Raw genomic sequence first — 13,948 nt, 5'->3', positions numbered from 1 at the left:
TGTACCGCTGGATCTGCGGTTATCCGTAGGGGTTGTGGGTGGTTGGGTCACCCAGGAACAGGCAGCAGTAGGTGACGCCCTGTTCCACGGTGACGCCCACGCCGAGGCTGTCCGCATTGGGTGTGAGCATCGCCTGCAGGTGTCCGGGGGAGTTCACCCAGTTCTCCACCGCCTGTTGAGCAATATCTGAGGCGGCGGCTCCGGTGAAGACCGTGAGGTTAGAGCGGAATCCATAGGGGTATCCGGCTCTTGCCACTGCCTCGCACTCCTCCTGATTGTGGTGCCAGGTGTATTTCCTCCCAGAGAGCTCCTGGGCAGCGGTCATCAGCCGCTGGTCAACAGCCAGCTCCGGGAGTCCGTGTTCACGCCGCACCTGATTGACCAGCGCGGCGATGTCCTGGCGCGTCTGCTCCAGGTCGGATGCCTGTTCCGAGGCGTGGCCGGTGTAGAGTGCGCCGCTCTCGATCCGCACCGCGTCGTCCCAATAGACGTTGAAGTCCAGAGCCTCGCCCACATCTGCCAGTTTCACATAGTTATTGCCGTTGATGAGGTACGCCTCCAACTGGATCTGCTCCCCGTCCAGATAGAACTGGTGGGTGCTGCGAACAGCCGTCAGGACTTCCTCCGCCGCGTGCGCCGCAGGGCCCGCCAGGGCCATGCCCAGCACGATACATGTGGATGCCAGCAGGATATTTTTCTTTCTGCTCATGACTTCGCTCCTCCTTATTGTCTGGAATTGCAGCTTTCTGCAAGCACACAATACCGGAAGAGCGGACGGAAGTCGAGAGAAATAAGAGCGCCTGCATGTAGAAATTCAGAGGGGAAAACAAAGCAGATCAACTAAATTTCCACTGCCTTGACGCACCAGCGGTAGTCTCTCTGGTTCATCACACAGGTGTAGAGGGTGATCATGTTTTCCGTGGTGGCGGCGAGGCCGCTTCGGTCGGTCTCCAAGACTTTAGAAACGGACACCACCTCATAGGTGCGGGTCCCCAGCTTGGTGGTCAGGGTGATCTCATCCCCCAGCTCCAGGGTATGGATCTTCCCAAAGTGGTTGTTGGTGCCCCTGTTGTGCGCCGCCACCGCAATATTTCCGCGCCAAATAGAGGTTTCCTCGAAGTGACCGGCACCCTTGGCCAGGGTTTTGCTGTCCGTGCCCTCATAGACCTTCACAGTCAAACCGATGGCCGGAATCTTCAGCGTTCCCAAGTGACCCCCAGAGTAATAGAGGTCGCTTGTCACTTCGGTGTAGCCGGTGGAGGGAGCAGATGTTTCCGGGTCAGCAGGGGTATTCACAGTGGGGATCGTACTTCCGGGGACAAAGACCGGGGCGGAGGTGCCGTTGACTGCCGCGCCGGTGGCGGGCATGGTGTCGGGCGCCAGGTTGGGGGTGAGGGGCGTCCCGGTGTTCAGGGTATCGGCGCTGGCGGTACCAAATCCAGGCGGGATCAGGGCGGCGTTTTTACTGACGTCCTCGTTCTTCCTGGCCCCGCCGTCTGCCGTGGCAACCGGCTCGAAGGAGGTGGGGGTGCCGTAGTCCGGATCGCCCGGTGCGTCGATGGAATACTCCAGAGGTCCCGCCGCGCTCGCGGGAACTGTCAAGGCGGCGGTCAGGCACATCAGGCAGAGAAACGCACACAATTTTTTCATTCGGTTTCCTCCTCACTCTCATGCTTCCGTTTGTAGAGCAGGCATCCGCCAATGACGCCGCCCGCAGCGAATACCACACCCAGCGGCACCAGGATATAGGCCCAGTTAAACTGGACTGGACTGCTGCCCGAATCAGGGAGCGGCGCCAGCGGCTCTATGGCTGTGCCCTCGAAGATGGCCACATAGCGGGTCTTATTCAGGGCGATCCGGCTGACAGTACCGCTGTAATCGGCGGTGACCGTGTAGCCGGTCACATAGCTGCTGGTGGCACTGCCGGTGTAGGTGGCGACTGCCGTAAAGCGGTCTCCCATGGCGTAGCCGTCTGTATTGGCGGTGTTGTCCGTCTGCCAGCTGATGTTCTGGAGAGTCAGGGTGCGGCCATTGTCCTCGATGGTCTTGGGGATGTTGGCGGTATCCTGGCTGGCCAGATTGGGGTAGCTCCTGGTGGCAGACACCTCCCTGGTAGAGCTCCCGTACCCGGCCACTTCCACCTGGACGGTGTCCAACTGGAGGGTCAGCACACCGGAGAGACCGTCCTCGGTGATAAACTCTTTTTCCTGGGGGAGCAGGGCCAGCACGGACTCCATGTCCTTGCTTTTGCTCTCCAGAGAGACGGTCTCTGTGTGCTGACGGCTCTCGTTCTCCGGCAGTTCCTGCCGGAGCAGATCAATGAGGGTATAATGGAATCCATCCTGCTCGAAATCAGACCGGGGAATGCCGGCGGGGTTCTCCTCCGGCCCCAGGTCATAATACTTGCGGATCTCTGTGCCATCCTCATTCCGGGACACGGAGGTGGGGTAGCAGACCTCCGGGGGCGCAGATGACTGGGAAATCACAACCGACTCCGCGGCGAAGGCGGAGGGGGACAGTGCCATGGTCAGGCACAGGACCGCGGCACAGAGTGCGAGTTTTCGTTTCATATCAGCTTTCTCTCCTTCCTGTCACATCGACATGCCGTCCATCTCGGGGCTGTTTTGCTCCTGGGCCTCGTTATGGTGCTGGTTGAGTCCCTGATCCAGCTCCATCCGGTAGGCGTCCAAAACGGCCTGGTCGAAGGACTGTTTGAATTCCGGGGTGCAGGGGAAACAGATGTCCCGATATTCGCCTTTGACCTGGCGGCTGGGCATGGAGACGAAGGGGCCGTTTCTGCCCTCCTTCACCTGGACCCCGCGGATGGCGAAGCACCCGTTCAGGTTGACCGAGGCGTCTGCCAGGATGGGGCCCTTGACGCTGGGACGGTAGATCTTCACGTTGATCTGCATGGGCAGCTGCTCAAAATTGGGGTTCTGATGGTTGATAGTCTGTTTCATCGCTCACTTCTCCCTTTCTCTTTTTTCAGCCGTTCCAGGGTGTGGATGGCTATCCGGTCATACTCCCAGGGTTCTACCTCCAGGGAGAGGTAGGCGCCCTGCTCGTTGATCCCATCGGCTCGATATTTCAGCACTAAGGGCATCGGCTCGGTTTTGCGGTTCAGAATGCCGGGAGATACCCAGCCTGTCCCGGCCACATAGACCTGGCGGATAGCGGACTGGGCCTCGCCGGACAGATTCAGCCATAAAAATTTCCCCTGAAGGTCCTGCGGCAGACCCTCCGGGGATGGAATGGGCTCAATCACATTGCCTTTGATGCGATAGCGCAGGCCCATGGCTGTGATACAGACGTGAGTGGCATTGGCGGCCTCTGGCTCCTGGGTCCAGAGGGGAAAGCAGCTGTAGTCCGAGGCCAGCACATCTTCTCCTTCCTGATCGTCCGGGAACAGGGGCAGGCACTTTACCAGCTCCAGGACATGGATTCCGTCTGTGAGCCCCAGCACTCTGATCCCGGCAGCAGGCAGGGATTGGTAGCGGGCCAGAGCCTCCTCCAGTGTGGAATACTGCTCCACGCTCCGGCCCTTTCGCAGAGATCGCTTGGGGGGCAGGCGCAGATCGTCAATGGTGTAATAGGAAATGTTCATGTCTATCAATCACCTCATTTCATGGTCATCCCGCCCATCGCGGGGGAGTCGTTGTTCTGTTCCTGTCCTTTCAGCTCCATCAGCTTTTCCTTTGCCCACTCCGGAAGGAATTCGTCCTTCAGCGCACCGATAAAGTCCGTTCGGTTCCAGCGGGTCATCTCTCCGTCCCCCAGACAGGTACAGCGGACAGAGCGTCCAATGGCTTTGGGGCTACAGCCAAATCCGTCATGGGCGTACCAGAGCTGGGCACGGGCGTTCCAATAGGACTCCTTCAGGGTATCTGGGGAGAGTACCAGCACCTTTCCTTCGTAGTCCAGTTCTTCAAAGGAGCTTGGCTCGCACTGGTCAGGACCGAAGAGTCCCAGCGCCTGATATGCCGTGCGGTATTGGTCCACCACTCCATCCAGTACAGCGGAGCGGGTTGGCACCACAAAGCTTAGATTGTGGAGTTTATCTGGTGGGATATAGATTTGACTGGCCCATGCTTTATTCTCGGAACTGTACTGGCCACCCCATTCCAATTGCTGAACCGTGTTGGCCAGCACCCAAGCTGTCCGCTTATAGCCGAACTCTTGAAGCACCCCCGTCAGGCATTCCTTGTCCAGATGGGCGCCGTCGTAGTGCTGTCGTACGGCTTTCTGAATGGCATCTTTGCAGTCAATGTTCTCCAGGTAACTGGCCCGCCATAGAGACTGTTCTCCCCGTCGGCAGGCTTCCTCTGCGGAATAGGGATAGAGGTACGTCTCACGCATGATCTTCCTCCCGGCGCAGCTGCCGCCGGAGGGCGTCCAGATCCACATGGCCCTCCTGGAGCATGGAGCGGAAGCCCTCGTCGAACTCCTGCAACGGGTCTTCCTCCCTGTGCTCGCTGGGGTCATCATCTTCTGCCTTGGATACGATCACCCGGCCATCCTCCGCAACGGCCTCCAGGCTGTCTGCATCATCCAGTCCGGCCAGTTCCAGTAGACAGGCGGGGATGGTCAGACCGGGATCGTCCATTTCATCTTCCTCGTCAATGGTGTCCTCACACTCGGGAAATTCCGCCCCTTCCTGGCTGAATACCGCCAGCTGGAGGAGCAGAGATGCGGCAGTGGAGGTGAGGAACTGGAGAAGGTGCAGGCATTCCAGGGTACTCAATGCATTCCGTGCCGCCAGGACATATCCGCCGCCTGTGTGGAGGATCAGCTCCTCCGCGTCCGCAAGGCCGGAGAGCTGGAGGGCAGCGCGGGGGATCGTCAGGGTCTTGTTCTCAGGATTGTGGTAGAGCTTAAAATACATAGGTTTCATCAAATTCTCCCTTCTGAAAGTCAAACAGATTGATTTGTGTTGTGGCATGAGCGCGCTCCGCCATGTCATAGTTGGCGATGAGCAGCTCGGAAAATTGGCAGTTAGGGTCGTATCGCTGTCGAATGTTGTTCAGCCGGGTCACCGGCTCGATCTGGATGCCGGGGGCATCGTACAGCCCTCGGATGAAGGCGTCGTCGTTGTAGGACAGCAGGAACTTGCCTTCCATGGACAGCAGGGCATCCCGCAGGCGGATGTGGTCCCGTTCCGTGAAGCCGTCCTCACCGATGTTCTGGTAATACCCCTCTGTAGCGTGGTAGGGCGGGTCGCAGTAGAAGAAGGTCACTGGGCGGTCATAGTGCCGGATCAGTGTTTGGAAGTCTTGGTTTTCCACCACCACATCCGCCAGCCGTCGGTGGGCCTGCTCAATGAGCGGGAAGTTGCTCCACATATCGTGAGGCTGGCTGGCAAAGCTGGTGAGAGCGGCGGCGTAGCTCTGGCGGATGACTTGATAAAACCAGGCTGCCCGCTGAATATCTGTGGTGCGCTTGCGGCGCAGAGCCAGGCGCGCCCGGTCGAAGTCCTCTCTGGAATTGAGGACATATTTCAGAGCGTTGATCAACAGATCCGGCTTGTCCCGCACACAGCGGTACAGATTGGCGAGGAGGCCGTTGTAGTCGTTGTAGACCTCGAAGTCGTTGCCGGGGGCTTTATGAAACAGCACCCAGCCGCCGCCTCCGAACACCTCCACATACCGCTCATAGAACAGGGGAAATCGCTTCACTACTTCCTCCCGGAGAGCTTTCTTCCCGCCCACCCAGCTCATAAAACTGTTCAGGGGGGATCACCGCCCTCGCCAAAGCTATCCAGGGATTGCTCCAACCCCCGGATAGCGGCCTCCAGACCATTTGCCATCTTCCGAAGTTGACGGATGGTAGTGTAGACCTCGCCGGCAGTCTGGGCATAGAAGTAGCCGCTCCGGTCGCTGGCAATGGGGATTCCCCGGCGCCGCAGCCGGTTGACGATCTTCCGCAGATCCGTGCTGCTGACACCCAGCGCCCGCTCCAGTTCCGCACTCCCTACTCGGTATGCGCGTCCAAGGCAGGCTCCTTTTAAATAGTCCAGCAATTGTTTTTCATGCATTTTCGTTTCCTTTCCGGAGCCGTTTTTCCGAAAAAGGGCACAAAAAAAGAGGGGCCGTTTCCCCCTTCGGAAAACGGCCCCTGTCTAATTTGACTGATTACATGGTCATGTCAAACTCTGGCTGTGGCTCCGTGCGCTCATGGTGGAACTCCTGTTCGTTGCGGCGGATGTATCCGGTCTCAGCGGTATTCAGGAGGTAGCCCTGCTGCTCCAACTGGGCCTCCCCATACACTTTCAAGTCAATGCTCCCTTGCAGAACAGGGTCCCGGAACATCGTATCACCCTGTTTCTGCAACACCTCCTCTCCAAACCGTCCTGTCTCGGTTGTCGGGCAGTAGTCATAGCAGTTCAAGTTCGACGCGATGTCCAGCGCCAGTTTTAAGTCGTGACAGTGCTCATACTCCAGCGCCGCCCGGAATTTTTCCAGAAAGTGTTGCTCTCCCTGGCCCTGCTCCTGGAGCACATATCCCAGGTCATTTCCATCGTAGATCAGATCTGCCAGATCCTGATACTCGTCCAGACCGATGGACAGTTCCGGAAGGGAGCACCGCACATCCAGAAGGCTGCACTCCTGAAGTGTCTGAACCTGCAGTTCCCGCAGGGCCAGCCGGATTTCGTCCATCCGCCCCTTCTCGTCGATGGTGCTGTCCGGCAGGCACAGCCAGACGCCCTCCGGCACGGCGGGGGAGGCCAGTTTCAGCCGCAGGCTCCAGTCAGTGTCTGGCAGCCTGTCCAGATTGGAGCCGTCATAGAACTGCTTGGGCTCTTGCCTGGGGAGCACCACGAAACAGTCCCCCACGAAGATTCCCAAGTGGCTGTCCTCATAGTTCCACCCGATCTGCTCCAGATTGGCATAGGGGATGAGGTCAGGCTGACCGGCTTCGTATCGCAGGTAGTATTCCCCCAGCTGTTCGTAGCTCCCCGCCGGGCAGATCACCTCGTAGTCCGGGAGGGCCAGCAGGAGGTTGACGGCATCCCTTGCCGTATTTGGATCCATCTTCCGAACCGCCAGCTCTCGCTCATCGCCAGCCTTTTCAGATAACGCCTTCAGCTGGCCCCTGGAGATGATGGCTGCTGCCAGCTGGGTCTGTTCCTTTACCGACAGAGTTTCCAGCCGGTTCAAGATCCACTGGCGCTCCATACTTTTACTTTCCATCATGCCATCTCCATTCCGCCCCAGGCGGGGGCTTCCTTTTGCTCCTTCCGAAATACTGGCAGCTGGCCGCTATCCTTCCGTCGAAGCAGTCCATAGTCCGTAATAGACGCATGGTTCTCCTCCAGCATCCGCTGTCCAACCCGGGCGGCCTGTCCGGTCTGGAACAGTTCCTCCGGCAGATCCGGATACTTCTCCCGCAGGATCAGCTCCGCATAGTCCCAGGTCGCCGCCACATCCGGTCGTAGTTCATAAGCATCCAGACCGTGCATCAGCTGGATGGCATCCTGCAGGTGGGGGTGCCCGGCCACAGACAGCAGAGCCTTGTACTTGACCCAGTCCGCCTCATGCCAGCTCTGCTTTTTCTGCGCCAGGTTTGTTGCGAATTCGCTTGCCATGCCGATGCCGCTCTCCTGTTCGATGGCGTCATCGACCGCATCTCGCAGAGAGGGGATCTCACAGTCGATACAGCGGAAGGCGCACTCGTCCAGCGAGGCCGCGTCTACCTCTCCCACTGCCCGCCAGATGTCGGCGTCTGAAGCGGGGAGGTTCAGGATAGTGGTCTTATCGTTATCATAGCTGGGATCGTCAAAAAATCCCTTGCGTACCTCCAGCACCACCGGGGCGCTGGGGCGGGCAAAGCAGAACATCTCGCCCTTCCGATATACCTCTTTGAAGTCACTGCCAGGCTCCGCGTAGCCCCGGCTGGTGAACACACCGCTGTGCTCCTCCTGGTGCTGTTCCCCCAGCAGCTCCAGCAACCTCTCCCGAAAGCTGCTGTCCTCCTCCATGGTATCCACCAGGGCCATGGCCTCCTCCGAGAGCATCTCACCCTCATACAAAAGCGCCCCAAGTTCCTGCGTGTCGGAGACTTGGGGCGCCAGAAGGCAGATATCCGCATTGAAGGTCAGGTTGATGAAGCGGGAGAGGGGAAAGGGAGCAGTGTGGTTTTCCTTCTCGATCTGGAGCAGGCCGTCCAGCCCCATCCGGTCATCCTCACCCAGCATGGTCAGCCGGAGGGCCAGCAGGTTCAACTCCAGCAGATCCACATTCCGACCGATCATATCCGCTGTGATACCAGGATAGCGGATCCTGGTCAGCTCATTGCGGCAAGTTTTGACGTCCTGGACACGGGCCTTCTGGAGCGCGTCACAAAGCTCCGCCTGGGTACACGGCATCGTCAGCACTGCGGAGGTCTTATAGCTTTCGGGCCCGCCGCTGCTGATCTCCACCTCGAAGATCTTCTTATCCAAGGGTCATCCCTCCCTCTGTCTGTTCCTCTCTCTGAATTTCATAATTGGCAGGATCCGCCCCAGGAACATCCCAGCCCGCCATGCTTCCGATCTCCATGGCCTGCCGCTGGGCGGGGGTGACGCCTAACCGCTCATTCAGCTCATCCGCCAGCTCCACGTTGCGCTCCTTGTCTCCGGTATCCCACTGGGAGGGATAGTAGCCGGACTCGCCCCGCCGGATGCAAATGAGCTGGCCGGTTGTCTGTAGGGTGGAGAAACACTCCGCCGGCAGGCCCTCGGCAACCTTGGGGGCGAACCGCTCCTGCTCCGTCTGGATACTCCAGTTCTCGCTGTTCCACAGATGGATGTACAATTCACCGCCGTCCACACGGATTTGTTCCAGATCCATGCCCTCTCCCCAGCCATCCGATGCCTGGCCGGTGAGGTACTCCTTTAAAGTGGAAAGTTCCTCCGGGGAGAGTTCTCCAACTACCCGGCACTCCGCCACGCCCCAGAGTTGGCCGCTTCGCTCCTCCGCAGTGAACTCCGCGGATCGTACCTTGATATTCAGGCTGTCCTGTTTATCGTACCAGCGCATAACGCCCCGCTCTTTCTCCTCCGGCATCCGGTTTCTGACCAGGGCACCCTGGATCTGATCCTCGTAGTCCAGCAGCGTCCGGCCGTCCCATTCCTCACCCGTCTCGTCTATATCGCCCCACTCGTCCCGCCCATAGAAATCGGCGGTCAGGGGCATATAGAGTTTGAGCAGGGTTGGCTCCGGCGGCTGGACAGAGAATTGTTCCTCTCCCAACGCCAGTTTTCGAATGGCCCCATCCCCCATGCGCGTGTGGAACCGTCCTTCTTCATCGATCTGTTCCAGCGTCCCAGTAGATATGTGTTCTGGGTCATCCAGCTCCCAGCATATAACTTGGCTCCCACGTGGGAACTGTTCCCGCAGGAATGCCAGCCATTCTTTTGATATCGTCCGCATATTCTGCCTCCTTTGCTCTTTCGTAGATCACTCACATCTCTATGGATGGGCCGTCCTCCTGCTCCTCATCCCAGTCCTCACCGAGCAGATCCTCCAGATCAGGCGGTTCACTGTATTGGACCGTGTCGTTCTCCAAGTCCTCCTTTAGGCTGCGGAGGACGGCCTCTTGATTCCCGGTCGGTAAGTAGAGCCATTGTCCATTCGTATCATAGATATAGATGTATTCGATCCCAGCCCAATCTGCCGCATCGTACAGTTCCTCGAAGGTTTTTATAGTGGCCTCCCAGCCGGGACAGTCCCCATCTCTCCGATAGGCCAACGTCACTCCTGGCTGTGGAGCAATGAAATCGTGGCGTCCGGGGTCAGGAGAGAGTTTTTCTCGAAGATAGTACAGATCTCCCAAAGCCAATAAAGCGTTTACTTTCTCCGATGTATCATAGTGTTTTACAAGGGTCGCGCCGGTATCTTCCGGGTATCCGTTGAGCTGACAGTATATCGTGAGGTACTGGTCATCTCCAATTTGCCTTGCGATATAGCTGCGTGTTCCCATTAAAGTCCTCCCATCTCGAGGCCTGCCTCCGGACCGTCCAGCTCCTGATGGAGCGTTTCTACTGCGTCGGCGATCACCGGATCATTCCGAAAACTCTCCAGCTTACGGTAGTCTTCAAAGAATACCTGCTCTTCATCCAGAAAGCACACCAAGTCCACCGTGGCGATCTCGTCCTTGGTGACGCCCAGCCTTTTCTCAGGCCGGTCGCTGTCTTGGTAGAGCTGTATCGCCCCATCCAGTGTCAAAGCCCTGTGGATCTGCTCCTTCGAAGTGTTGCAGTCAGTCATCACGAACCAGGAATAGGTGTGAGGCTTGCTGGGGTCCGCAGCATCCCGCAGGGCCTGCTTTCCGGCCTCAGTGAGACCATAGTTGCAGGTGCGACGGGGGTTCTCCTCGCCGGCAACATCCAGAAGAATGTCGTCTACCGCTTTTTTCACCGCTGGATCGTCTGTCAGGGTCTCGTACCGGAAGCCGGTGGTGTTTCGGTAGGGCAGTTCTTCTCGAATAGTCTGGAGATACCGCTGGGGATCACAAAATTCCTGCTGCTCGCCGCTGGCATAGGTCACTCGGCCCACCAGTTTCTCCTGCCTGGCCATCTCCTGCTGGCGCAGGTCGTAGCAATACAGATACCCTTGATAATCCCCTGGTCTTGGGGTACACCGCAGGCAAAATCGGTAATGTTCTGTCTCCGCAACAAACCCGTAGACGCGGTCGTTTTCTGAGATCTCACCTCCGTTGTGCCAGCAATAGGTGTTCATGGCCGCCAAGTTCTTCAGTGGACCGCTTTGCCGCATGGCATCCACAAATTCCTGCAGGGCCTCCTTGAATTCCGGAGTGTTAAAGTGGTCACCGTTGTGGGGCCACCAGGTGTGATAGAAGCCCTTCCCGCCGGAGCCGAAGTCCATGCGGAGGTGGCCCACTGTGCCCAGTGCCTCGTCCCGCTCATCGTTGGAATAGAAAAGGCCCGCCTCCTCAACGGAAGCAGGCCGCAGGTCAAAGGGGGGCGTCTGTTGGAAACTACTTTGTTTTTTCACTTCGATCACCTCGTTTCTGTTTTTTGAACACAACCAATACCACAACTTGTGATGAAAGTCTACTACAAATCGTGGAGAAAATTCAGGTCATCCGTATCCCTATCTCTGGCTCCGGTGACTCCATGATCTGCTCCAGGTATTTGGGATCCACTACGACTTCTGATTCATTCCTGCCGTTGAAAAAGGCAAGAATGTGTTCCTTTGAAATCTGAGCCTCATAGACGGTGCCCTCCTCACCAAAGCGGTGGGCAAACCACTCCGCCGTATCCCGGTCCAACGTCCAGGACAGTGCTTTGATGTTTTTGGCATTATAGGAAGTCACACCGCGGTAGACGGTCACAGGATCCTCCAGCGACTGATAAACTGCGTACTCCTCCTCGTCCATCAGAAGTTCCGGCGGGACAGAATGGAATAGAGCCAACAGTTCTCTTTTGCTCACATTGCGGTCTTGGTTTGGGCACTCCTCCAAAATCCACGCATGAGCCAGCAATTGGCCCAGATTCTCCTGTGAGAGGACTGGGGCAGAAAATTTGAGAAAAGTCAGATAATAGGGCTTGTTAAGGAGGAAAAATACCTGACAGGCGTTTTCAGCACTGTCGATCTGTTTGCCCACCATCTCCTTCCATTTGGCATAGTCTTCTTTGTTGTGGAGCAAGTCGACAACAGTGATATTGCCATCCTCATTTTGAGCAGCGGTAACCCCGGTACTTGTAAACGGGTGGCTGACGATAGCTGGTGAAAATGAAGTTTCTGCGATTGGCATATCCAAGAGTACATGAGCGATCATCTTCACCCTGGCAAGATCGGTTTCCTTCCGCATCAGGAGAGTCCCCCCATCCCCATGGACTCATCCTGCTCTCGCTGGTATTGTTCTGCGGGCTCCTTCCGCATCAGCTCATCCAGTGACAAAGTTCCCTGATAGGCAATGTAGCCCCGCTCTGTGAAGATTCCCTGTTCTTGCTGGATGCGTTGCTGGCCGTACTTCTCATAGTCATAAAAGGCGTCCAGATTGCTGTCGTAGTCGAAATGGCCGGAGTCCTGGATCATATATCTGCCGTACTCACCTGGCGTATGGACATTGGGGACGAAATCGAACAGGTCCAGATTCTCCGCCAGGCGGCGAATCTCAGCCGCGCTCTCCGGATTTGCATAGGCCACCACAGCCTCCAATTTGGCTCGATCTGCCTGCGCCAGCTTTGAGATGGCGGCGCACATGGCATTGAGATCAAAGACGCTTTCCTGCTCCAAGGGACAGGCCGTTTCAACAGCGGCAGGCAAGTTGTTGATTTGGATCTCCAATGTTGCGAAATCCTCACTCTCCATTCCATCCCGCCAGAGCATCCGCTCGATCTGGCGCTCTGATGTGGGCAGGTACAGCCAAACCGCCTCGCGGCTGTCGTCGCTGTCGTGGATGGACCTCAGTGAAACAGTCATCAGGCTCTCCTCATATAGATACTCCGGGAAGTTTCTTCCCTGATAGATCCGGCTGAGCTGCATCCCGTTGTCGTAGACGACGCCGTAGGGAGTGACGGTACCCTCATTTTCCGAGATCAGGAGCAGAGCGGTCTCCATACTATCCAGTTCCTCCAGCTCCTCCGTGGAGACGCATCCGCCGTGGAGGTTCATGTAGTGATCCCGGCCAATCTGCTCCAAGTCGGAAAAGTCCGTAATGACCGTGGCCTGCTGACAACAAAAGGTCAAATTGATGAGGTCGGTCATATCGGAGAGTCCCATTTTCGCTGCCATTCCTTGGAACTGGGCCAGCTCCCCGTCAGAAAAACTGTCCAACCGCTTGACGAGGTAATCCAACTCGTCCACATTGATTCTGTGCCCCTCCAGGCATTTCAGACTGGGAACGCAGCCTTCGATCTCCTTCACCATACAATCCTTTGCCCGCGGGTCTCCGATATCCAGCGCCTCCAGCATCTTGATCGTGTCGTTGTATTGATCCTGCGGGATGGGGAAGGGGATAGTGACCAGGCCATATTCCAAGTGATCAGCGTTATACAAAGCCGCTTTGATCCTCATGCTCCAACTCCTTTTCGTTCAGTTTTTTTACTCTGGTGCGCATACAGTCATCCTCGCCGCCCCAACAGAGGAAACCGTGGGCGGGATAGGGGCAGCCCTCGCAGCGGGAGAACTGCCGGCACACTGGTTTTTGTTCCGGCTCCGGGGCATAGCCGGGCGCATAGTTGATGTGGAGCAGCCATTTCTTCACACTACTCCACTTAGGAGGCGGTTGATTGACCACCCCGACATAACTGTTCAGTTTTTTGGGATCCACACGGAGCACCTCACTTGCTTTTTCTGCTCTGAAAACAAAAAAGCGGGGGCCGTATTCTGTCCGATGGCAGATGATACGGCCCCCGCCTTGTTCAGCGTAGGATCTATAAATTCATTTGTGGTTCCTGACTCTGGGCCTGCTCCAACCGGCTCTGCAGATCCGGGACGGTGTACTCGATTTTTGTTCTGGCCTCCTGAATGGCTTTTTGCTGCTTGTAGTCCAGCTCCGGGCCTTCATAGAACCAATGCTCCGCGGCGCGGTACAATTCTGTGAGTTCCTCCAGGGTAAATAACTGCGCTCTGGGGATCAGGCCGGAGCGGACAGCAAAGTCCTGCTTGGCGCTCTGGAAGTCATCTTCATAGTAGTGACCGTGGCTGACTCCAGTTCGGTCATAGTCCCAGATCCAGGTTACAAATTGATACCCCTGGCCATTTTCTCGTTCCTGGCCTGCCAGCACCGCGCCGCCGAAGTCCGCCAGCAGGCGGAAGTCCTCATGCAGGCCAGAGGCATGGAGCAGGGGGGCGTTTTGCATCGTTTCCACATAACTGTATACCTCGTCCGCATCCATGGCCACCTGATGGTACAATTCACTGGCCTCCTCGTTTTGACTACCGGCTGGCAGTAGGAAGACGTCGCTTGCCGGGGACACATAGAGAACCGGCTGGCTGTGGAG

The 13,948-nt window shown here is 57.3% G+C and carries 18 protein-coding genes; all 18 read right to left on the bottom strand.

Annotated elements, in window-relative coordinates:
* Positions 1-19 precede the first annotated feature (19 nt).
* Positions 20-709, bottom strand: a complete 690-nt coding sequence (locus tag B5F19_RS07555; protein WP_087289490.1) for a CAP domain-containing protein — start codon at positions 707-709, stop codon at positions 20-22.
* Positions 710-840: 131 nt separating this feature from the next.
* Complete coding sequence (locus tag B5F19_RS07550; protein ID WP_087289489.1) at positions 841-1,650, bottom strand: class D sortase; 810 nt, start codon at positions 1,648-1,650, stop codon at positions 841-843.
* Positions 1,647-2,570, bottom strand: a complete 924-nt coding sequence (locus tag B5F19_RS07545; protein WP_087289488.1) for a cell wall anchor protein — start codon at positions 2,568-2,570, stop codon at positions 1,647-1,649. The genes B5F19_RS07550 and B5F19_RS07545 overlap by 4 nt, the downstream gene beginning before the upstream one ends.
* Positions 2,571-2,591: 21 nt before the next feature.
* Complete coding sequence (locus B5F19_RS07540) at positions 2,592-2,960, bottom strand: SpoVG family protein (protein WP_087289487.1); 369 nt, start codon at positions 2,958-2,960, stop codon at positions 2,592-2,594.
* Positions 2,957-3,604, bottom strand: coding sequence for a hypothetical protein (locus tag B5F19_RS07535; RefSeq protein ID WP_087289486.1), 648 nt, complete (start codon positions 3,602-3,604; stop codon positions 2,957-2,959). The genes B5F19_RS07540 and B5F19_RS07535 overlap by 4 nt, the downstream gene beginning before the upstream one ends.
* Before the next feature lie 14 nt (positions 3,605-3,618).
* Positions 3,619-4,356, bottom strand: coding sequence for a DUF3849 domain-containing protein (locus B5F19_RS07530; RefSeq protein WP_242959414.1), 738 nt, complete (start codon positions 4,354-4,356; stop codon positions 3,619-3,621).
* Entirely contained in the window at positions 4,349-4,891 is a 543-nt protein-coding gene (locus tag B5F19_RS07525) for a hypothetical protein (protein WP_140394185.1), read from the bottom strand. Before B5F19_RS07525 ends, B5F19_RS07530 begins: the two co-directional genes overlap by 8 nt.
* Positions 4,872-5,714 (bottom strand): DNA adenine methylase, encoded by an 843-nt coding sequence (locus B5F19_RS07520; RefSeq protein WP_087289484.1) that lies wholly within the window; start codon positions 5,712-5,714, stop codon positions 4,872-4,874. The genes B5F19_RS07525 and B5F19_RS07520 overlap by 20 nt, the downstream gene beginning before the upstream one ends.
* A gap of 8 nt (positions 5,715-5,722) precedes the next feature.
* Complete coding sequence (locus tag B5F19_RS07515; protein WP_087289483.1) at positions 5,723-6,031, bottom strand: hypothetical protein; 309 nt, start codon at positions 6,029-6,031, stop codon at positions 5,723-5,725.
* 97 nt (positions 6,032-6,128) lie between these two features.
* On the bottom strand, positions 6,129-7,190 hold the full coding sequence (locus B5F19_RS07510; protein ID WP_087289482.1) for a hypothetical protein: 1,062 nt from the start codon (positions 7,188-7,190) through the stop codon (positions 6,129-6,131).
* Positions 7,187-8,437 (bottom strand): hypothetical protein, encoded by a 1,251-nt coding sequence (locus B5F19_RS07505; RefSeq protein ID WP_204248306.1) that lies wholly within the window; start codon positions 8,435-8,437, stop codon positions 7,187-7,189. The genes B5F19_RS07510 and B5F19_RS07505 overlap by 4 nt, the downstream gene beginning before the upstream one ends.
* Complete coding sequence (locus B5F19_RS07500) at positions 8,430-9,407, bottom strand: DUF4314 domain-containing protein (RefSeq protein ID WP_087289481.1); 978 nt, start codon at positions 9,405-9,407, stop codon at positions 8,430-8,432. Before B5F19_RS07500 ends, B5F19_RS07505 begins: the two co-directional genes overlap by 8 nt.
* Positions 9,408-9,438: 31 nt before the next feature.
* The gene (locus B5F19_RS07495) at positions 9,439-9,957 is read right to left on the bottom strand and encodes a hypothetical protein (RefSeq protein WP_087289480.1); all 519 of its coding nucleotides are present in this window, start codon (positions 9,955-9,957) and stop codon (positions 9,439-9,441) included.
* Positions 9,957-10,991, bottom strand: a complete 1,035-nt coding sequence (locus B5F19_RS07490) for a hypothetical protein (RefSeq protein WP_087289479.1) — start codon at positions 10,989-10,991, stop codon at positions 9,957-9,959. The genes B5F19_RS07495 and B5F19_RS07490 overlap by 1 nt, the downstream gene beginning before the upstream one ends.
* 82 nt (positions 10,992-11,073) lie before the next feature.
* Entirely contained in the window at positions 11,074-11,811 is a 738-nt protein-coding gene (locus B5F19_RS07485) for a hypothetical protein (RefSeq protein WP_087289478.1), read from the bottom strand.
* Positions 11,811-13,019 (bottom strand): antirestriction protein ArdA, encoded by a 1,209-nt coding sequence (locus tag B5F19_RS07480; protein ID WP_087289477.1) that lies wholly within the window; start codon positions 13,017-13,019, stop codon positions 11,811-11,813. Before B5F19_RS07480 ends, B5F19_RS07485 begins: the two co-directional genes overlap by 1 nt.
* Positions 12,994-13,275 carry a hypothetical protein gene (locus B5F19_RS07475; protein ID WP_140394184.1) on the bottom strand — a complete coding sequence of 94 codons (282 nt, stop codon included), beginning with the start codon at positions 13,273-13,275 and terminating at the stop codon, positions 12,994-12,996. Before B5F19_RS07475 ends, B5F19_RS07480 begins: the two co-directional genes overlap by 26 nt.
* Positions 13,276-13,378: 103 nt before the next feature.
* Positions 13,379-13,948 (bottom strand): hypothetical protein (locus tag B5F19_RS07470; RefSeq protein ID WP_087289475.1); only part of this gene is annotated, 570 nt, incomplete at its 5' end.

This window comes from Pseudoflavonifractor sp. An184 (genome assembly GCF_002160305.1).
In the GTDB taxonomy this organism is placed as follows: Bacteria; Bacillota; Clostridia; order Oscillospirales; family Oscillospiraceae; genus Lawsonibacter; species Lawsonibacter pullicola.
The sequence above is the reverse complement of the archived record's forward strand: the minus strand, read 5'-3'. Positions and strand labels throughout refer to the sequence as shown.